Annotated in this window: 12 protein-coding genes; 11 read left to right on the top strand and 1 reads right to left on the bottom strand. The window is 52.8% G+C overall.

Annotated features, from left to right (window positions below; translation table 11 throughout):
• The first annotated feature begins 188 nt into the window (after positions 1 to 188).
• The 9 genes from CA13_RS30145 (at position 189) to CA13_RS30105 (ending at position 16,624) form a co-directional block, all read left to right on the top strand.
• On the top strand, positions 189 to 1,487 hold the full coding sequence (locus CA13_RS30145) for a carbohydrate porin (RefSeq protein WP_146402981.1): 1,299 nt from the start codon (positions 189 to 191) through the stop codon (positions 1,485 to 1,487).
• Positions 1,488 to 1,954: 467 nt separating this feature from the next.
• Positions 1,955 to 3,499, top strand: coding sequence for a sulfatase-like hydrolase/transferase (locus CA13_RS30140; RefSeq protein ID WP_146402979.1), 1,545 nt, complete (start codon positions 1,955 to 1,957; stop codon positions 3,497 to 3,499).
• A 268-nt stretch (positions 3,500 to 3,767) separates the two neighbouring features.
• Positions 3,768 to 5,036, top strand: a complete 1,269-nt coding sequence (locus tag CA13_RS30135) for a glycoside hydrolase family 117 protein (protein WP_146402977.1) — start codon at positions 3,768 to 3,770, stop codon at positions 5,034 to 5,036.
• Positions 5,037 to 5,105: 69 nt separating this feature from the next.
• On the top strand, positions 5,106 to 6,359 hold the full coding sequence (locus CA13_RS30130; RefSeq protein WP_419195022.1) for a family 43 glycosylhydrolase: 1,254 nt from the start codon (positions 5,106 to 5,108) through the stop codon (positions 6,357 to 6,359).
• Positions 6,360 to 6,590: 231 nt separating this feature from the next.
• Positions 6,591 to 8,759 (top strand): right-handed parallel beta-helix repeat-containing protein, encoded by a 2,169-nt coding sequence (locus CA13_RS30125; protein WP_146402973.1) that lies wholly within the window; start codon positions 6,591 to 6,593, stop codon positions 8,757 to 8,759.
• 638 nt (positions 8,760 to 9,397) lie between these two features.
• The gene (locus CA13_RS30120; protein WP_419195021.1) at positions 9,398 to 11,086 is read left to right on the top strand and encodes an arylsulfatase; all 1,689 of its coding nucleotides are present in this window, start codon (positions 9,398 to 9,400) and stop codon (positions 11,084 to 11,086) included.
• A 6-nt stretch (positions 11,087 to 11,092) separates the two neighbouring features.
• Positions 11,093 to 12,496, top strand: a complete 1,404-nt coding sequence (locus CA13_RS30115; RefSeq protein WP_146402969.1) for a sulfatase-like hydrolase/transferase — start codon at positions 11,093 to 11,095, stop codon at positions 12,494 to 12,496.
• Positions 12,497 to 12,800: 304 nt separating this feature from the next.
• Complete coding sequence (locus CA13_RS30110; protein ID WP_146402967.1) at positions 12,801 to 13,229, top strand: hypothetical protein; 429 nt, start codon at positions 12,801 to 12,803, stop codon at positions 13,227 to 13,229.
• Positions 13,226 to 16,624, top strand: coding sequence for an SUMF1/EgtB/PvdO family nonheme iron enzyme (locus CA13_RS30105; RefSeq protein WP_146402965.1), 3,399 nt, complete (start codon positions 13,226 to 13,228; stop codon positions 16,622 to 16,624). The genes CA13_RS30110 and CA13_RS30105 overlap by 4 nt, the downstream gene beginning before the upstream one ends.
• Here the strand turns inward: CA13_RS30105 and CA13_RS30100 are convergent.
• The gene (locus tag CA13_RS30100) at positions 16,621 to 17,037 is read right to left on the bottom strand and encodes a hypothetical protein (protein ID WP_146402963.1); all 417 of its coding nucleotides are present in this window, start codon (positions 17,035 to 17,037) and stop codon (positions 16,621 to 16,623) included. The two genes, CA13_RS30105 and CA13_RS30100, sit on opposite strands and share 4 nt — an antisense overlap.
• Positions 17,038 to 17,157: 120 nt before the next feature.
• Here CA13_RS30100 and CA13_RS30095 point away from each other — a divergent pair, with 120 nt between their 5' ends.
• Both CA13_RS30095 and CA13_RS30090 read left to right on the top strand, forming a co-directional pair.
• Complete coding sequence (locus CA13_RS30095) at positions 17,158 to 19,143, top strand: sulfatase (protein WP_146402961.1); 1,986 nt, start codon at positions 17,158 to 17,160, stop codon at positions 19,141 to 19,143.
• 280 nt (positions 19,144 to 19,423) lie between these two features.
• A complete protein-coding gene (locus CA13_RS30090; protein WP_146402959.1) occupies positions 19,424 to 21,346 on the top strand; it encodes a hypothetical protein in 1,923 nt (640 codons plus the stop codon).
• Positions 21,347 to 21,399: the final 53 nt, after the last annotated feature.

Below are 21,399 nucleotides of genomic sequence, written 5' to 3'. Positions count from 1 at the left end.
TCGTTGCGATCGTCCTCGCTGGGTTGACTGATCACTCGTTGGTCGAGTAAGCAACTCAAAAAGTCATGACCTATATCGATCCAGTGCAAAGGGCTAGTGAGTGAGGCTACGTTCGCGATCTAACGGATTAATCGCTACACCATGCGACCATGTGAATTCCGCTGGCTATCGTTCCGAGAAACTGTTGTATGAAGTCACAGCATTCATGGACGATTTGGCTGAGCGCACTCGTGTCGTTCATCACGGTAGTAGCGACTGCGCAAAGTTTGGCAGGGCAGGATGCGGGACCTCCGCTCAATAGCCAATCCATCGCTCAGAAGATTGGGCTCTATCTGGACATCGACCAGTTCGGCGGCCCCTCTAGCGTCAGCGGACAGTTGGCCGAGGACAGCAACGTGAATGCTGCCGAGTATCGCTGCGAGCGGTTGCAGCAACATTTTGAACCATGGTTCGAGTTCAAGCAGCGGTTGGACAACTCGTGCGGTCTGCAGCTGAGTATCGATGAGTCGATGTTCTACCAGACGGCGACCAGCAGTCTGGGCGAAACCGACGCGGCCAGCGGGCTGGTTCGCGTCTACGGCCAGTGGACGTTGCTCGGTCGAGGCTCCAACAATCCGGGGCAACTCGTCTTCAAGGGTGAAAACCGACATCGCATGACTGCGATCACTCCATTCGATCTTGGCTTCGAAGCTGGCTCGATTCTTCCCACCGGCACATTTTTTAACGAATTCAACTTTGGTGTGACGAACCTCTACTGGAAGCAGTACTTTTATGACCGAGATCTGGTGTTCGCGGTCGGTAAGATCGATGTCACCGATTTCATTGATGTGTATGCACTGATGAATCCGCTGATGCATTTCATCAATCTTGGGTTTTCCACTAACCCAACGATCGCCGTTCCGAACCAAGGTCTCGGCATGGCGGCCGGAGCCATGTTGACGGACCGACTCTACCTGCAAGGCGGTTTTTCAGATGCCAACGGTCAACCGACGTTGGCTGGTTTCGATACGTTCTTCGACGAACGCGAGTATTTCAGTTACCTTGAGTGTGGCCTGACCTCATCACGCGATCGCATCTATCTAGATAACGTTCACGCTACTTTTTGGCACTCCGACGCCAGAGCCAAACCGCAGACGCCCGAAGGTTGGGGTGTCGCTTTGACCGCCCAGAAATTTCTTCATGAAAAGTGGCTCCCGTTCTTCCGATTCGGTTACTCCGATGGTGACGCAGCACTGATGCAAACAACCTTCAGCACCGGCCTCGGAATGCGCCGAGAAAACAATGACGTCGCCGGAATTGGAATTAGCTTCGGCAAGCCCGCAGACGGGACACTGCGAGACCAATTCACGAGTGAAGTATTCTATCGTTTTCAGCTAACTCAATCTTTGGCGATCACGCCTGACGTTCAGTTAATCGCTGACCCGGCACTCCATTCAAAGGAGGATGTCATGGCACTCTTTGGCATTCGCCTTCGTGCCTCATTTTAGCCGCTCGCTTCTCGCTATCGAGCTCCGCCAAACAACGTCAAAAACGACGATTCGCCTCCCCAGCGGCTGAACGCCGCAATCGAGCACAAGGACGTTTGGCCTGATTATTCACTGGAGTCTCGACGCGTTTCCCGATAGAGCATTTTCATCTTTGATGTAGCCACCCTCACCAGACGGTGGGCCACGTTCTGGGGAACGTACCATCTCACTAATTTGCGCATTTCGCGTCGCGTTGGCCATCCAAAATGTGGGCCATCCAAAATGTAACCTTTCGGGTTTCTTCGGTAACCCGATGTATTGACGGATCTCCTTGAAGCAAAACCACTCCAAATTCGTCTCGTCGATCGTTCTTTGGATAGGAAGGTTGCTTCAAACGTAGACCAGATACAAGTTGGTAATAGTGCAATATACTGTCATCATCAGGTTTCACTTGGCCCACAATTGTTGAATAAATCCATGGTACTAGCATGATCAAATTCTGCTTGAGACTACTACTTCTCGCGACAGCGCTATTCTCACAACAAACACTGCCGGCTGAGACGGCAATTCCGGAGCGTCCCAACATTGTTGTCATCCTGTCAGACGACGCAGGCTTCGAAGAATTCGGCATCTACGATGTCAAGAAAGGCACCCCATCCAATACCCCCAACATCGACGCGCTTGCACGGCGTGGGGTCTGGTTCGCACATTGCTGGGGGCAGGCAATCTGCGGACCATCCCGCTCGATTTTTTTGACGGGCAACTACGCAATCCACAACGGTGCTTACGACAATAAACTGACGTTTCTGCCAGGCCAACCGGACAGACCAGGCAATATCCGCCGCAACCCTGATCGCCTGCCAAACTTCACCAAATTGGTGCACGACGCGGGCTACAAGGTGGCAGTTGGCGGAAAGTGGCACAATCCCGCTGGCTACATGGTGCTGGACGATCATCAGCAGCTAGGGCTTGATTCCTATTGCGTGTGGGATGCGGCTCCGGGACCCTTCGAGCAGCGGCTGGGGAAGACGCTTATTCCAGACGACACCTGGGAGATCGCGGCCATCAGTGGCGAGCCCAAGATTTCTCGATATTGGAAGCCGGGAGTCATTCAAAATGACAAGGTCGTTCCGACCACGATGAACGACTATGGACCGGATATCTTTTGCGATTTCATTTGCGACTTCATCGAAGAAAATGCCAAGGACGACCAGCCGTTCCTGGCGTACTACACCCAGGTTTTGCCACACGGTGCCCACTGTCCAACCCCCGACCTCGTTGCCCAAGGCGAACAGCCCACCAACAAGAACTTCAGAAAGGGCACCGACGAAGGCATGAAAATGTTTCTCGCGCAGGTCAACTACGCCGACAAATTGGTTGCTAAGATTGTTGCGAAGATCGAAGCGATGGGCATTGCCGATAACACGATCATCATCTATTCATCCGACAACGGGACAACCTCATCGGCCAAAAGCCGAGGTGTTGAGTACGGGGTTCACCTGCCGTTTGTCGTCGCCGGTGCCGGCATCCAGAATCGCGGTATGACCAGGGAACTGACCGACTTCACGGATGTCTTGCCGACGATCATTGATTTTGCCGGTACCGATATCCCCGCAAATCAGCATGTTGACGGAATCAGCCTGAAGCCGTTCCTAACCGGAAACTCTGAAACAACCAAGCCGGCAATCTACTCATTTCCGGGTCCCGCACGGGCGATCCGCACCAAGGACTTCATGCTCGAAGCGGTGTGTCCACTGTATGGCAAGCCATTCGGACGATTCTACAAGACCAATGGTTCTTGGGACGGTCGTGGTTACGAGAACGTGACCCATTCCCCCGAGTATGCTGCTGACCGAAAGCAGTTTGAAGAATTGCTAAAAGAATACCCAACACGGTTGCCCGATTCCTGGGATGACCCCGTTTGGCAGGACTCGACGATGCAAAAGGGATACAAATATTTCAATGAACCACGGCGAAGTGTCACTCACTTGGCGATACCAAATGCCTATCAGTTTTACGACGAGTCGTTTTGAAAACGTGTAGACTGGGTAAAACCTAGCACCGCCTCGTGCCGGGTTGCACGTGGCCTACAAAACCGAAAAGGCAAGAACCTTCATGTGATAACGTTCGGTACGCCAAGTCTCACTACTAATTGGCTTCTGGTACTTCATCACTCCCGCGTTGCAATCGACATCGTTTGCGCGCCAGACAACCTTGCGCCGCTGGCCAGCGTTAAGGCTGGCGATACGGTATGGTTTAAAGGCGACTATGCAGTCCATATGAAAGAACAGTGGTCAAATCATGACTAGAACATCTATTATTCTCACACTTTGCATTTTCGCCGTCACACTATCGGCCCAAAACCCGGAAGCGTTTCCAGACAAGCTTCCAGAGCATAAACCCAGTTGGCCGCTCAGCGCCGCGATGGAGCGTTTCTACGATCAATGGAACGGCAAGGGATTTGAAGCCAACGAACTGTTTTCAACATTCAAGTACACACCGGTCACGGGACTCGATTATCGCAATCACGATGGCACAATCACGCGTCGCGATCCATCCAAAGTGCTGAAGATCGATGGAACCTACTACGTGTGGTACACCAAGCGTGATTCGGAAACATCGGCGGTTGGACCCGAACAATGCAGCGATACCAAACCATCGGCTGATTGGGATCTTTGCGAAATCTGGTACGCGACCAGCAGAGATGGATTTCACTGGGAAGAACAAGGCGTTGCAGTCAAACGCCCACCGGCACCCACTCCGGGGCATCGATCGGTATCAACCCCGGACGTGTTGCAATGGAAAGGCAAGTACTATCTCTACTATCAAGGATTTGTGGAAGCACCATACAAAAGCGGTGGAGACTTCTGTCCGGTCATGGCATCGGTTGCAGATTCCCCCGATGGACCTTGGAAGCCTGCTGACACAATCGTCGTTGAAAACGGCAAACCGGGACAGTGGGATGAAAATGCGATCCACGATCCTTATCCGTTAATTTACAAAGGCAAGATCTACCTGTACTACAAATCGCGGATTCAGGACCGTTTACACCCGGCCCGCATTGAACAGTCGCAAGGACTTGCAATTGCCGAGCATCCGTTTGGCCCGTTTGAGAAACACCCGCTAAATCCCGTACTCAACTCTGGACACGAAACGGGACTGTTTCCTTGGCAGGGCGGCATTGCATCGATGACCAGCTTGAATGGTCCAGAGGTCAACACAATCCAGTTCGCCCTCGACGGAGTGAACTTTGAAATAGCGTCGATTACCGAGATGATGCCGATCGCACCAGGACCGTGTGTGCCCGATGCCTTTGCCGACAATGGCGACGGACGCGGAATCACATGGGGACTCTGTCACATGGATGTCAAAAATCCCGGACTAAAAAAACACTGCATGCTTGCTCGGTTCGATTGCGATCTCAGCCGCGACATACATGATCGAAGTTTTAAAAGGCAGGCAACTCGGTATCCCGCGGAGGTCTTTTTTATGCACAACCTGGATCAAGCGATGAGGAATCGGGTGAAGAAACGCAGTCAAGACGAAAGCAATACAACGATTCATCCGTAACGGTTTCAAAACCTCTTTCTCGAGCCCGATTCTCGCACACAACACGGATACTATAGGTCCAACATGAGCATGAACTTCAGGATCCTATCCATCGCACTGGCCTTGATTTGCCTTACGCAATCTACACATGCCCAGACCTACAGCGAAGCCTTCCAACGGTACAAAGACAGTGATTTGCATTTCGAGAAAGACAATCCGCTGTTTCCTACCTTCAACTATAAATTAGTAACGGGCTTGGGGTATGACGGCGATCCCAAAACAGATCCACTGATTCAAAGCAAGGTGAAGATCTACCGTGACAACCCGCGTGCGAGATACCTCGTTCGCTTGGCAGGAAATCAGCAGGAACTGCAAGCGGCTTACCATTTGCGACACGCGATCGACGGCTTTGTCGAAAACACCACGTTTCGCGATGTCACTAGCCCGATCAAAATTGGCGACACCTACCATGCCTGGTACAGCAAGTCATGGGGCGAGCCTGCGGTTGGCCAAGAACGAGGATCCCAAGAAGCGTGGCAGGAAATCAAGGGTCAGTGGAAACGCATCTATTCATGGGACTTCGTTTCGATTTGGCATGCGACATCAAAAGACGGGTATCACTGGCAAGAACAGGGCGTGGCAATTGAACCTGGGCCGAAGGGATCTTACGACGACCGTTGTGTGTTCACGCCGGATGTGCTGGTGTCCGGCGGCAAGTATTATCTTTACTACCAAGTCGCAACTTCACCGCATGTTTACCGTGACGGGCCGCACAAGATCGCTATGGCTTGGGCCGATTCGCCCGACGGACCGTGGACCAAGTCCGATGCCCCGGTCCTGGTGCCAAGTGAGCCCGGTCATTTTGATTCCCGCAAAGTGCATGATCCCTGTTTGATCGTCAAAGGTGGCAAGTACTACTTGTACTACAAAGGTGACGGCGACCATTCCAATCGCTATCAGTTTGGTGAGCGTTTTCACATCGGCTGGGGAGTCGCGATTGCCGACCGACCCGAAGGCCCCTTCGTAAAATCCAAGCTAAATCCGGTTGTCTGCGGTGGACACGAAGTCGTCATCTTTCCCTACAAAAGCGGCGTTGCAGGATTGGTTCGCCAGGGTCCTGAACTGTTTTCAATGCAGTATGCCGAGGATGGCTTGAACTTCAAACTCGCGACGCATGTGACCGACGTGCCCTTTGCGGGCACCTTCTTTCGCCAGGGTCACTTCAAAGACATCGACAAGCATCCTGCGGAGTTGCCACGGTGGGGTCTCTGTCACGGCTCTCGGCTCGGTTCAGGCGAAGCATTCATCATGCGTTACGACATCACGTTCCCGGTCGTGAAGTGATTCGTTCTTGAAGCGTCGAGTTGGTTCTTGAAGCGTCGAGTTGGTTCTTGAAGCGTCGAGTTGGTTCTTGAAGCGTCGAGGGAGCGACCGAACAGGGACCATTTTCACTGATCGTGACCCGATGCAACCATCGTTCTTGTAACGTGGCATATTGCCGGTAAAGACAGGCGGTACAATAACGTTTCCCGTGGACCAAGATTGAAGCTATCCATCGAACGCGCCGGTAATACCATGCGATTGATCCCACTACTAGCCTGCCTGATCGCCTCCTCTCTACCGGCGGCCGTGGTGGTCGAAGTGTCTCCGACAGGCAAGTTTGCTTCGCTGGAAGCTGCACGCAACGAAGTTCGCAAGCTGAAAAGGAATGGAGTGGAAGGGCCCTTCGAAGTGGTTGTGCGACAAGGCGACTATCGAGTGGACGATGGCATTGTCCTAGTCGCATCGGATTCGGGCGTGACCTATCGAGCGGCCGAGGGCGAAACGGCTCGTCTGTTCGGCGGCAAAATCATTCCTAAATCCTGGTTCCAACCGGTGCAGGATCAAGCATTCCTGTCGCGGCTCACGGACTCCAAGATGGGCAGCCAGATCATTGTGGCTGACCTGAAAGAGCATGGGATCACGGACTTTGGCGAGATGACTCGTCATGGCTGGTCCTTAGAACCCAAGGATCGTTTGCCTCCTGCCACGATCAACATTGATGGACAGCGAATGACGCTGGCGCGTTGGCCCAATGCGGACGAGCAAAGCCCCTTCATGGTCTACAAACACTTCCTGGCAGAAGACCGCCCGCTGCGTGGCTATGAATTGCGGGTTCAAGAAATCATCGAGAACTTGTCGTTGCCGGGTGAAGTGACATTAACGCGGGTTGTCGATCCCGGAGGCAAAGGGCGAGGAGGTGGAAAAGGTGGCACACTCCAAGTCGCTTTTGACCGAATGAAGCACTGGCATGACATTCCGAATGTGTTCCTCGATGGAGTCCTCGGTTCAACCTGGGAGTGGACCTACAATCAACTCGCTTCGGTCGACGTATCGAAACGACAGATCACGTTAGCCTATCCTGAGCTCCACGGCATTGGGCAAGGAGAATCGGTTCGACTACCGCATTTTCATTTTCAAAACATTCCCGAAGAAATTGACACACCACGTGAATACTACCTCGATCGCGTCAAAGGCTTGCTCTACCTCTGTCCGCCCAAGCAATTCAGCACAGTCGTTCTGTCGACACTTGCCGGTCCAATGATCACGATCAATGGCGCGTCGGACATTCGGTTTGAGGGCCTCCAATTTGACACCGGACGGAACCTCGGTGTTTCAATCCGGCGTGGTCGCAACGTGACGATCGACCAATGCCGCATCGCTAACTTCACGGCTGGCGGTGTGGACGTGGTCGGATCGAACGTACGTGTTATCAATTCGCATATCCATGGGATGGGTGGCTTCGGCGTTTCACTTGACGGAGGCAGCACAGCAACATTAGAACCAGCCGGAAACGAAGTAGTAAACTGTCACATCCACGATTTCGGTTGGGAGCAGAAATCGCAGCTTCCCGGTGTCATCATCGATGGAGTTGGCCACCGCGTCGCGAACAACAAGATTCATGATGGCCCCCACTTCGCAATTCGTGTCAAAGGCAAGAACGATGTGCTGATTGAACACAACGAGATTCATGATTTGCCGAAGTATCACAAGTTCGATGGCGGTGCGTTATACGTCTACACCGGCCCCCGAGCGGAGTCGCGAGGTATTGTGATCCGCGGCAACTACTTTCATGACATCCCCACGATTGGGGTCTATCCCGATAATTTCTCGTGGGGCGTCGAAATCTCACACAATCTGTTCCGCAACGTCGGCGTGATGACCAATCGTCCGCCCATCAACGTCAACGGAGGTGGGGAGTGCCGCAGTTTTAACAATATCATGATCGATTGTGTGATGATGTATGGACAAGGTGCGCGAGCCAAAGAAGAGCGTTGGTTCGAGTCGTGGAACAAAACTCTCCTCAAGTTCGGAAACGGCAAAGTAGAACAGACTCCATACCACAAGTACCAGGATTTGAAGGTGTGGCTTGCGAAGAAAAAAAAGAATGAATTCTTTCGGCCACGCAGTGATGTCTATAACAATCTGCTATATCACCCCAGGACCAGTCTCTATCGAGAAACGGCCTCGTCGCAAAGCAAACCAGACGCGAGAACTCGGAGACTTCAGGATCTTGGAATCAAAGACAATTCAGGTCATTTGTACGTAAAGAACAACGTAGCAACAACAAAAGATCCCGGATTCGTCGACTATAACGAGTCCGATTTCCGACTACGCCGCGATGCACCGATCTTCCGCCAGATCGAAGGCTTTGAAGCCGTTCCGTTTGAAAAGATGGGAAGGCGAGAGGTCCCCGTGAAGTAGATCTGTACAAGCGTGCCAATAATACGTCGTTTGCTTCAACACAAACGGATATCCAAAACGGTGCAAAGGTTCCACCCTTCAAGGCCTTTCCTACGCGAACCTACACCGCGCAATCCTCTTCGTCGGAGTATCCGAATCGGCAGTCCAGCATGCGAAGCGGAACTCGGCCGAATTGCAAACCCCATTGAAAGCCTCCAACGACGTTCGGTGCTTCGATCACATAGAGTCATCCGTGAAACTGCGGACCCAGATCAGCAAGACGGTCTATTGGTGAGTCGATACGGTGCGCGCGGACCGCACGCCTTGTCGAAGGCGACGTGTGGCGTTTCACGGTTAGTGATCCAAGGACCAAGCAATATGAATTGTCGGAACACCCTGTTCCGGCAAAACGAAACGGCAAGAAATAGAGCTATCGCGGCGCATTCATTTCGCCCGATCGGCAAACAGTAACCATCAAAACTCGCGAGGAAAAATTGACGAAGTTCTCGATCAATGAGCGACTGAAAGAAGACAATGAATAGGCAAGGCACAATTGGATGACGATGCATATCACGCCAGGGCTAGTACTGGACTGCGTGAAAGAACAGACTACTATCGTCGTCCGTCCACACCAAAACTCCCGCCTAAAAGGAAACGCAATGCGTAGCCCCACCATCCTGACTGCCGTTTTGGCTGCCATGGCCCTTGTCATGTTCGTAAACCGGCCCACCTCTGCTGAGGACCGGCCCAACATCGTCCTGATCATGGTAGACGATATGGGGTGGTCCAATATCGGTTGCTATGGTGGCAACGTTGAAACCCCAAACCTAGATGAATTGGCGGCAAACGGTGTTCGCTTCAATCAGTTCTACAACGGCGCACGTTGCTGCCCCACCCGCGCGACTCTGATGACCGGATTGCATCCACACCAAGTTGGCGTCGGCCATATGGTCGTCAAGGCCAAGCCGTATGGCGAACGATGGGAAGGCAAGCGTGGCGCCCCTTATGTACAAACCACGAAGGACCGCGAAGGCATTCCTTATCCGTACCAAGGCTGGCTGGATACGTCGATTCCCACGCTACCGGAGATACTGAAGGCGGCAGGCTACGGCACTTACATGACGGGCAAGTGGCATCTTGCTAACGAGAAACAGGAAACCTGGCCAACCCAACGAGGCTTTGATCGTTTTTTTGGTCACCTCGCAGGTGGTTCCGATTTCTGGAAACCCAACGGATTGTTTAGGGACAACGATCCGGTGGAAGCCGAAGGCGAGCGATTCTATTTGACCGACACAGTATCGGAAGAGGCTATCGAATTGCTTGCTGAACATGACCAGCAGAACGATGAGCAACCTTTTTTCCTCTACCTGGCCTACAACGCACCACATTTCCCGATTCAGTGCATGCCGGAAGAATTCAATAAATACCGTGGCCGGTTTAAAAAGGGATGGGACAAACTGAGAGAAGAAAAGCTAGTCCGACAAAAAGCGATGGGGCTAGTTCCCGAAAATACGAAGCTGTCTCCTCGTCCCCAACCGATCCCTGATTGGGAATCACTCAAGTCAAAAAAACAGGACGAGATGGACGCCATCATGGCGACTTACTGTGGGATGATTGACCGAGTGGACCAGTACATCGGGAAACTGGTAGAGCATCTGCGATCGACCGGGGAAATGCAAAACACGGTCATCTTCTTTCTTTCAGACAACGGAGCGGAAGCAGAAAGCGGACCGTTCGGGCAATTTGAGTTCAAAAAACTCGGCAAGTACGGTGGTGGCGGAACCAAGTACGGCAGGGGATGGGCCACGCTCTCCAATTCACCCTGCCGCGACTACAAGCACTTCACTCACCAGGGCGGCGTGCAGACTCCGCTGATTGTGCACTGGCCTGCAGGTATCCCTGGAAATCGGAATGGTCAGATCCTAAACCAAAACGGTTATTTGCCTGACCTCGTGGAGACCTGTCTTGATTTGGGCGGAGGACAGCGTCCAAAGATGCTCAAGGGTAAGGCGGTTCCCACGGCCGACGGCGTCAGCCTAGTTGCAGCCATGAAGGGAAGCGATGCTCCGCTGCACAGCACACCAGTCATGATCGAGCACGAGGGAAAATGCGTTGCTCGTTTGGGAAGTTGGAAGCTTGTTAAACATTACAACCAACCGTGGGAACTCTATGACATCGATCATGATTTCAGCGAATTAAACGACCTGGTCGCAGACTACCCCGAAAAAGCGGCGGAGCTTGAAAAGGCCTACAATGAGTGGGCGGAGCGTTGCGGCGTCGTTGATTGGGACCACGCCAAGGACTGGTCCGTCTACAGTAACAAGAAGCCGAAATCGAATACCAAGTAGGTTGTTATGAAATTGTTTTTAACACTTCTATGCGCGACGTTTTCTCTTCAGGCATGGGCCTCAAATCAGCCAAATATCGTGATCATGTTGGCCGATGATCTCGGCTGGAACGCGGTGAGCTACCATGGTGATTTTTGCGATACCCCCAATATTGATTCGATTGCAGCGGAAGGGCTTGAGCTTGATCGATTTTACGTGGCACCGATGTGTTCTCCGACACGTGCGGGTCTTTTGACGGGGCGTTACCCGATTCGCTTCGGCATGGCCCGTGCCGTCATCCCTCCGTATCGCGATTATGGATTACCGCCCAAGGAACGTACGCTGCCCGAAGCGTTGGGCGAAGTTGGATATAAACATCGCGGAATTTTTGGTAAATGGCATTTGGGCCACCATCGCCGGAAATGGCATCCGCTCCATCAAGGCTTCACGCATTTTGAAGGGCACTACAACGGAGCGATCGACTTTTTTGAGTTGACTCGCGAAGACGTGCGTGATTGGCACGTGAACTTCGAGCCTTCAGATAAACAGGGATACTCCACCGATATTATCGGTGATGCGGCTGCAGCCTTCATTCGTGAATCCGCAAAAGATCACTCGCCGTACTTCTGCTATATCCCGTGGAATGCACCCCATTCTCCGTTTCAAGCCAAGCAAGCAGACATCGCCCGCTATGCCAAAGGAAAGACAACAAGCGCGCAGCAAATCTACCAAGCCATGGTCTGGAGCATGGACCAAAATATCGGCAAGGTGCTCAAGGCAATTGAAGAGAGCGGCGAAGCCGATAACACCCAGGTCTGGTTTCTCAGCGATAATGGCGGCGTAAAAAAGTTTCAGCCTAACAACATGCCGCTCAGGGGCGACAAACTGACGACCTTCGAAGGGGGGACGCGCGTGGTCGCTTGTGTCCGATGGCCCGCAGCTTGGATGGGTGGACGCAAGATTGAAACACATATCGGTTACATCGATGTACTGCCAACCGTGCTCGCTTCTGCCGGAGTGGATCCCAAGGCAGGAGAAGTTGCGGATCGACCGTTGGATGGGATGAATGTGAGCGGCATTCTGGCAGGAACGACGAACAAATTGGAGACACGCGACTGGTATTCCTATCACGGTCAGGGGAGCGTCGAAGCCGAAACGATTTCCATCCATTCAGGCGAATGGAAGTTACAGATATCAGGTCCCGACATCCGTAGCGGGTTATCGAACAAGAACTCGATTAACCTTTTCCACCTTTGGGTGGATCCGTTAGAGCAGAACAACCTCGCCAACGAGTATCCAGAGAAGGTCGAGAAACTGTTTGCCAAGCTGGTAACCCACCGCAAACTACAACTGGAAGATGCGGTACCGCATTATGGGGCCGGCGCAAAGGGCTTTGTTCCTTGGGAAGACTGGAAGATTCCAACGGAATAAGACGACCTTCAACGCCATTTTTATCGGAGCGTAGCTTCGCGGCAAGCGTGTTTGTGGTGTGGCTTTTATCGCGGCCAATTCTAGCCATGCTCTTTCAATTCATTCGCTGGATAGGGGCGCCGCAAACTCTTTTTTATCCGATCAACGGTTAATCACGCTTCCGTTGCTAAAACGACTCGGCGTCTCTATTCCAACTCAACGGAGTCCAATAGAGAGGTTTCACCAGCATGACTGGATATTTTGTCGCAGCGTCGGTCGACGTTCGTTAGGCCTGCTAAGCTAGGAAGAACGCTTGGGGATTACGATGATAAAACACTTTCGCATTTTAACAATTGCGTTGTTCGTTTTACCTGCCATACGTTTGCTAACAGCCCAAGACTTACCCAATGGCAGCGAGGGAATCGACCAACGACGTGTCTTCTTGATGGTTAGCTTGCTTGATGTTGAAGCCAACTTGAACGCGGTTGACGAGGCGAATGCCAAAAGCAAAGGTCGTGCATGCGCTGCGACAATTCAGGCAATTCGTATTCAACCGCACAATCATCGAATGAACCAACGCCCCCAAAGTTCGACTATGTGTGCCGAGCGAATGAAGCCGCAAAGTTCCGAGCGTGATGGTCACCGCTTTCGAACCCAACTTTCCTACCAGCGGCCGATCGATTCTGCCAATGTTTGGGAGCCAACGTATCCCTACGCCGGTGCGCCAAAGCCAACCAATAAGAAAATGCAATGAGACAACGAAATTTTCCGCTACGGCACTACGCGATACTTCACTTGGTGGCAATTATGTTCGTCGCCGTCCCAAGTATCGGTTTGTCCGCCGACAAAAGCGACCATCATACAGAGTGCGATAAGCTACGACTCGCCATCCAGGATCTGGCGGACACGTTTGCAGAAACATACTCCGACGCGGATTCTTTTCTGAGCAGGCTGGCGAAGATTGAAAGCGAGTTACAAATTGGTGCTCCAAATGCTTCGAACGATCTGGAACGATTGCGTAGTGAAGCCTTGCTGGCCAATCCGCTGGTCACACAGTTGCCAGGTCTTATCGTGGTAAAACGAAAACCAAAAAACCTTAATCGTGAAGTTCTAACCGACCGCGATCAACAAATTGGTTTTTCAGCCGGCTCGGGGCGAGAGATCGCCATGCCCTCGAATCATGAATGCAATGCGTCGCTTGAGCGTGACGGGTACGACAACGAAATCTGTGTACTTTCCCCGCTGCATCCAAATGGGCGATTGAAGGCACTTCTTCGGCCTGACGACGGACGCTATGTGGGCGAGCTCGATCTTCACTTCGACGGCGACCGTTTTTTATTCACACAGTCTACACAAGAAAACTGGAAAATTTTCGAGATGCGTGTCGACGGCACAGGGATCCGCCAAGTTTCGACAATGCCCGACGATGTCGACGCCATGGACGCATGCTATCTTCCCGATGGTCGAATCATTTTCGGTTCGACAGCTTCCTATCAATCCGTTCCGTGTTGGCATGGACGTCAACGCGTCAACAACCTTTACATCATGGATCGTGACGGGGCAAACGTTCGGCAGCTTTGTTTCGACCAGGATCACAACTTCCATCCAGTCGTTCTGCCGAGTGGTCAAGTGATGTACCATCGCTGGGACTACACTGGCATTTGCCATATCTTCCTGCGGCAACTGATGACCATGAACACGGATGGCACGAAGCAGCGGGCCGCCTATGGCAGTAACTCATGGTATCCCAATTCCCTATTCTTCCCTCGTCCTATTCCCGGATCAGACAATCGGCTGTTGTGCATTCTTTCCGGATACCATGGCGTTCATCGCATGGGGCAACTGGTCATTGTCGACCCAAGCATCGGCTGGGAAGAAGACAGCGGCATCGTCCAGAGAATTTCCGGACGAAATGATCCTGTGGAGCCAAAGATTCGCGATGCGTTGGTCAATGGCGACTGGCCGATGTTCTTGCACCCCTTTCCACTGAGCGAAAAATACTTTCTCGTCAGTTGCTGGAAAGAAGCGAAAGGATCTTGGGGCATCTATCTTGCCGACGTGTTCGACAACCTTGTTCTGGTCCACGAAACGCCCGGCCATGCATTGCTCGAACCAACGCCGCTGGGGGCGCGGCCGGTTCCACCATCGATTCCGGACCAAATCGATCTTGCTAAAGACGATGCCACTGTCTTTATCCATGACGTTTATGCAGGCCCCGGCTTGACCGGCGTACCGCGTGGAACGATCAAAGAGCTGCGACTGGTTGCTTATCACTTCGGATATCGCGGATTGGCTGGTTCCGACAAGATCGGCTTGGGGGGCCCATGGGAGGCGATGCGGATTCTCGGCACCGTTCCGGTGGAGGAAGACGGTTCGGCAAATTTTCGCGTACCAGCCAATACGCCGATCTCGATTCAGACACTCGATGGGGAGGGCAAGGCGGTGCAATTGATGCGTAGTTGGTTTACAGCCATGCCGGGTGAACGGGTTTCTTGCGTTGGATGTCACGAAACGCCCAAAGAGGCTGTTGCAACGGGCTACGCCCGCGCGGCGATGAGAGCGCCGGACAACCTCAATCGATGGCACGGCCCGGCTCGCGGATTCGATTTTGAGCGAGAAGTGCAACCGGTGCTGGACCGCTACTGCGTGTCCTGTCACCACGAAACGAACGACGGTATCGCGGACTTCCGGTCCGAACAAGACGGCGGTCATGCCAAACCGACACCAATCGGCTACGCCCCGCGACTGCACTCCGACATGCTGGCGGCTACCGGCGGCAAGCTTCGCTACAGCCCCGCTTACGATACGCTGATCCACTACATACGCCGCGTGGGTGTCGAAGACGATGTTAGTTTGCTCACCCCCGGCGAATACCACGCTGACACAAGCCCATTGGTCCAGATGTTGATGAAAGGGCATCATGGCGTGTCGCTGGACGACGAAGCATGGGATCGAATCGTCACATGGATTGACCTAAACGGCCCTTGTCATGGAACCTGGGGCGACGTGTTTCCAATACCCGATCACGCTCATGAGCGCCGGCAAGAATTACGAGGATTGTATGGTGGACCTCGCGACGACCCTGAGGCAATCCACCCAACATCGATTGAGATGCCCGAGCCCGTCACCTCGAACGCACCCAACAAACCGACGCCCGTTTCACTAGACAATTGGCCGCTGACAAGGGCAGACGCCAATCGCAAACAAGAAACGCTCGGGCCCACTCGGGCCGTGTTTGACCTGGGCGCCGGTGTTACCATCACGTTCATCCGCGTTCCTGCGGGACAATTCGTCGTGGGCGATTCCGACGGCGAGACAGACGAGCATCCTCAGCAGGTCGCCACGATCGATCAACCGTTCTGGATTGGGCAATGCGAAGTGACCAACGCACAATTTCGCCGTTTCGACGCCTCGCACGACAGTCGGTACTACGTGAAACGTCGAGACAGAGCCGACGGCAAAGGGCTATCCCTGAATGAAGAGACGCAGCCTGCGGTGCATGTCTCATGGGAGCAAGCAGACGCGTTTTGCCAGTGGCTAGAAGAACGAACGGGAACGTCCATCTCCCTGCCTTCGGAAATCCAATGGGAGTATGCGTGTCGAGCAGGCACCGCCGAGTCGATGCACTACGGAACGGTGGACGATGATTTTTCAAAATGGGCCAATATGGCCGATCTCCGTTTCAGCACGGGCGTGATGAATAGCAAAGGACGCATGATGCCCGAAGGGGGTGTAACGCAGGTGACCGGTGGCGTTCCCCATCTGCTTCTTGAGGGCGCTAAACAAGCCGATACGAGATTCGATGACCGGCACCGCGTGACTGCCGAAGTCGGTTCCTTTCGGCCAAACGTGTGGGGCCTGCACGATATGCATGGCAATGCGTCCGAGTGGACACGGTCACGTTACAAACCTTATCCTTATCTCGACGATGGCGAACACGATAACCCAAATTCATCAGATGCTTTGGATCGACGCGTGGTTCGTGGCGGATCGTTCACGGATCCCCCCAAGCGTTCGCGCAGTTCGTACCGACAAGGCTATCACCCCTGGCACCGAGTTTTCAACGTTGGTTTTCGAGTCGTTTGCAACGACATCCGGCTTGATGCCAATGGGTTTGACGATGTGACCGTCGGTCGGTCAAGTGACTAGCCGTGGGACGGTCGATCTTTTTGTCTGAGGATCGATTGTGGCCGCTCGACGATTTTTCCGTATCGCACGACGACCACGCGGACTAACGTGGCGACCTTGGGCGAATCGTCGGTGATGTGGCTGTTGAAAGACTCCGGTACCACGCATGAAGTTTCGCGGAAATGAGCCGCCGACGTGCCGGGCGCAAAAGGCTTCGTTTCGAACCTCTGCCCATGTCCCCAACCATGCGGATCAATCGGACGCCCGAATTCCGATCGACGCAATTCTGGGGAATCGTCATGTTCGGCCGTAACCTTCATTTGCCAATCAAGATGGAACTTCCACAGTGAAACGCCATCTTGTTCGTAAATGATCTGGTAATTGCAGGCACGGCGTGCAATGGAACGGCAACCACGCGAAAGCGGCTTTCTCATTCGTTAGAATACCATTGTGGATATTACGTTGCGAGAATCCCGATCGATCAGCAATTTACTGGTATCATCGGTTCCTGCCGTAATCTAAACCGGTCCCCACCTCACCCGATTCACCTACCGATGACCAACATGTCTCAAATTCGTCGCCGTGCTATGCGTCCTGATTCCTTCGTTGCCTCGACCTTTCTCGCCTTGGCCCTTATCTCTTTATTCGGGGCCTCAGCACCCGCCGTGGCGGAATCGAAGCCTAACGTGGTTCTCATCTTGGCCGACGATCTTGGTTGGAGCGATACGTCGTTGTTCGGAACCACTAAGTTCTACCGGACACCGAACATCGAACGATTGGCGGAACGTGGGATGACCTTTACTCGCGCGTACTCGGCCAGCCCGCTTTGCTCGCCGACCCGCGCCAGTATTCTCACCGGTCTGAACCCAGCCCGCACCGGAATCACCACGCCCAACTGTCATCTGCCACAAGTAACGATGCAGGCGAAATCAACCGCGAGCGGTGCGCCCAGCCAAAAATCCACGATTCCCAGTTCCGTATCGCGACTCGACACCAGCTACTACACGTTGGCAGAGATGTTCAAGGATAACGGTTACGTGACCGGTCACTTCGGGAAATGGCATCTCGGCCCAGAACCTTACTCGCCGCTTGAGCATGGGTTCGATGTCGACCTTCCGCATCACGCGGGTCCAGGGCCGGCTGGTAGCTACGTAGCACCTTGGAAGTTCCGAGACTTTGATCACGATCCGGACGTCCCCGACCAACACATCGAAGATCGGATGGCCGAAGAAGCCGTTGCGTTCTTAGAGAAGCACAAGAGCGAGCCGTTCTTTCTTAACTATTGGATGTTCAGTGTTCACGCGCCCTTCGATGCCAAGCAATCATTGATTGAACAGTATCGCAACCAAGTGGATCCCTCTGATCCACAACGCAGTCCAACCTACGCCGCAATGATCGAAAGCATGGATGATGCAGTCGGAACATTGCTGGACAAGCTTGATGAAATGGGCGTTGCAAACAATACGATCATCGTCTTCGCCTCGGACAATGGCGGCAACATGTACAACGAAGTGGACGGCACGACAGCCACCAGCAACGCACCACTGCGAGGTGGAAAAGCGACCATGTACGAGGGCGGTGTTCGCGGTCCGGCGATCGTTGCGTTTCCTGGCCATGTGCAAGCCGGTTCGCGCAGCAACCAAATCATCCAAAGTTGCGACTTTTACCCAAGCCTTTTGAATTTGCTTCGTATCGAACCACAGCCAGCACAGCATTTTGATGGAATCAGCTTTGTGCCCGCACTGAAGGGACAGCCGTTGGATCGCGAGGCCATCTTCACTTACTTTCCACATAGCCCGGGTGTTCCCGATTGGTTGCCGCCCTCGGTCAGCGTTCATCGTGGCGATTGGAAACTAATTCGCATCTTTCACGGTGGCGAGAACGGCCAACACCGCTGGAAACTATTTAACGTCGGTGACGATCTTGGTGAGCAACAGAATCTCGCCAGCCGCTATCCCGAACGAGTGCAAAGTATGGATGCGATGATCGAGGCGTTTCTTGTTGATACGCAAGCCGTGCTGCCGTTGCCCAACCCCAACTTCGATCCTGCGAAGTATGATCCACAGGCCGAAGGCAAGGGGAGACTCAAAGGGAGTAGTAAACCTGCAGCGAAAAAGCCCGTTGCTTCGATGAAGCCTGTTGCCGGTTGGATACCCGCCGGCACATGTGAACTTGAGATCGAGAACGGTTCGATGCTGATTAACAGCACCGGTGGCGATCCGTATTTGAGCTACAAACTGCCGGAATCTGTCTCGACAGAACCGCTCATTTTGCGTTTCTCATTGACGTCCAACTCGTCTGGGCACGGCCAAGTGTTTTGGCAGGAACAGGATGTCGCCCCCGCTTTCTTCCGCGATCGAAGTGTCCGTTTTGATGTTCGACATGACCAGGAAAGTCATGACTATGTGGTTGAATTCTCACCAGCCAATCCTGTTGTAGCGGTTCGGATCGATCCGTCGAGAGGGCCCGGCAAGATGTGGCTGTCGAAGATCAAACTGACGGATGCCAACGGCATGCTTCTTCATCAGTGGGACTTTTAGACTAATTCTTGAATTGATGGAGGCCCGCATTAACCGGGGGGCGTACGTGAAGAACGAATACGCTCTAGAGAAGCAGAACGCATCCGATCCGCCAACAACCGAAGGGTTCCGCCAATCGCTGTCTCGCAAATGGCGCCAGTCTCAACAACGTAAGCGGCGAGAAAAGATTAGCGCAACATCACGGGACAAGCGAGTTGGGGCTCCTACATGCCAGTACCTCATCAGGAAAACGGCACTCGAATTCCTGACCAACCGTTTTCTAACAAAATCGAATTTCGCAATGACAAGACTTCTTCTATGCACTGCGGCTTTTTCTCTACTTATGGGCTCAACATTTGGTAGCGAGCACACGTCGCGCAACTTGAGCGAAGATGATTTGATTTCCATTCGCAATGGCTTTGATGATCGAGTCGCTGAGACATTTCAAACGCATACAGGACAGCCTTTACAAAGAGCGAAAATCAAGCCACCCCTTGGTCCTGGGCGTCCCCTGTTTTCAAGGGACTATTCCTGGTCGTTATTGACATACGCGGCCCGTTGCTTTTGGAATAACGAAAGTATCGCATCGGCAAATATTGCCCTGATCGAAAACGCCGACTTCTATCTCGGCCACCTTCCTGAACTTTGCGATCGCGACAATACGCATTGGCACTCTGAGATGCTTTTACGGTTGATTGAACAGTATGGAAAAAACGGCTCGAAACGCCCCGGCGTGCTCAGCACCGAATCTGAAAACAAGATTCTTGAGTCGCTCTGGCTTTACTGCAAACGCAAAGAACCCAACCCAGATGCCGCGCATATTTCGATTGCCGACCATGAAAACACGGAAACTTGGGCAGTGATGGAATCAGAGAACCACCATGTGCAAAGTTTCTGTACGTTGTGGCATTTTGCGAAACTGGCGAAGCATCGCCCCAGATTCAAAGACCGTCTGTACGATGATGGACGCAGTTCAGCAGAGCATTACGCATCATGGAACGAATACATCGATCTGTATCTGACCGAGCGGGCCAAAAAGGGGCTGTTCGTCGAAATGATGAGCCTCAGTTACAATACGGACCTTCTAAAAGGCATCTTCAATATTTGTGATTTCGCCGAGGATCAAACGCTGCAGTATAAAGCCACTATGTACCTTGATCTATACTTTTCCTATTGGGGACAGGAACAAATCAATGGCATCTCAGGCGGTGGCAAATCGCGCATCTACACCGATATCAATCCGGGTACATCTGGATATGGTTACTTCTTCTTTGGTGTTGGAGAAGATCCTGGCCTTAGAGGACAATTATTGACGGCAATGACAACCTCCTATCGGCCCTCTTTGGTCGTGGTCGATATTGTTTGCGATATCCAAGGCCGTGGCGTCTATGAAGTGAGCCAACGGCCACAAGGAATGGTTGATACATCCTTACTAAATCGCCCCGCCTACAACCTGCGAACCGACGGAGGCGGGATTCTTCGATATTCATTTTGTACGCCGAGTTTCATCTTGGGCACTGCAATGCTTCCTTCACGCCCCAATGACGACTGGGCAAAGATCAGCTCTCAGAACCGGTCGCATGGCGCTTTGCTTTCTGGAAAACCAATTTCATTTATTCTTCCTCAGTGTGAAAAGACGAACGGAAGAACGGCGTACAACACTCAATGGTCGGTCCAAAAAAAGGGGACCCTGATATGCCAAAAGCTCCGAAGCAGCGCCGGAGCAGGCAGATCAATGGTTTGGTTTTCAAAGAATGGACTCACAAAACCACTGCTGGAAAACGGATGGCTGTTTGCCGAGGCGAATAGCGCGTACGCCGCTGTACGCGTGGTCGATGGTGGTTTCACTTGGGAGACAAAAAAGAACGCGAATCTTGGCAAGTGGCTGATTTGCGAGAATGACTATTCGCCGATCATTCTTGAAGTCGCTGAGAAAGCAACGTTCGACTCGTTTGAAACATTCCGTGAGACAGTAGCCAACCAGGCGTGGGAGTTTCAAGACAATATCTTGCAATACACCGGGCTCGATGGCGACTCATTCACGTTCTTCGCCGACCATTCGAAGCCACCGGAAATCAATGGCGAGACAATCAATTACGCTCCCTCCGACGTGTTCGACAGTCCATTCCTTCAGTCACAATGGAATAGTGGCGTAGTGACCATCAAGAAAGGAGTTCGAGAACGAGTACTCGATTTCAACAAACCAACCGAAGCCGCTAAGTAGCGACCAAATAAGGGGGGACGTTCGGGAATTAAATCGCTGTTAGTGATCGTTCG

It is taken from the genome of Novipirellula herctigrandis (assembly GCA_007859835.1).
GTDB lineage: Bacteria > Planctomycetota > Planctomycetia > Pirellulales > Pirellulaceae > Novipirellula_A > Novipirellula_A herctigrandis.
The sequence above is the reverse complement of the archived record's forward strand: the minus strand, read 5'-3'. Positions and strand labels throughout refer to the sequence as shown.

Coding starts and splice junctions, on each gene's coding strand:
- CA13_RS30145 (WP_146402981.1), top strand. CDS start 189: ATGAAGTCACAGCATTCATGGACGATTTGGCTGAGCGCACTCGTGTCG.
- CA13_RS30140 (WP_146402979.1), top strand. CDS start 1,955: ATGATCAAATTCTGCTTGAGACTACTACTTCTCGCGACAGCGCTATTC.
- CA13_RS30135 (WP_146402977.1), top strand. CDS start 3,768: ATGACTAGAACATCTATTATTCTCACACTTTGCATTTTCGCCGTCACA.
- CA13_RS30130 (WP_419195022.1), top strand. CDS start 5,106: ATGAACTTCAGGATCCTATCCATCGCACTGGCCTTGATTTGCCTTACG.
- CA13_RS30125 (WP_146402973.1), top strand. CDS start 6,591: ATGCGATTGATCCCACTACTAGCCTGCCTGATCGCCTCCTCTCTACCG.
- CA13_RS30120 (WP_419195021.1), top strand. CDS start 9,398: ATGCGTAGCCCCACCATCCTGACTGCCGTTTTGGCTGCCATGGCCCTT.
- CA13_RS30115 (WP_146402969.1), top strand. CDS start 11,093: ATGAAATTGTTTTTAACACTTCTATGCGCGACGTTTTCTCTTCAGGCA.
- CA13_RS30110 (WP_146402967.1), top strand. CDS start 12,801: ATGATAAAACACTTTCGCATTTTAACAATTGCGTTGTTCGTTTTACCT.
- CA13_RS30105 (WP_146402965.1), top strand. CDS start 13,226: ATGAGACAACGAAATTTTCCGCTACGGCACTACGCGATACTTCACTTG.
- CA13_RS30100 (WP_146402963.1), bottom strand. CDS start 17,037: ATGAGAAAGCCGCTTTCGCGTGGTTGCCGTTCCATTGCACGCCGTGCC.
- CA13_RS30095 (WP_146402961.1), top strand. CDS start 17,158: ATGACCAACATGTCTCAAATTCGTCGCCGTGCTATGCGTCCTGATTCC.
- CA13_RS30090 (WP_146402959.1), top strand. CDS start 19,424: ATGACAAGACTTCTTCTATGCACTGCGGCTTTTTCTCTACTTATGGGC.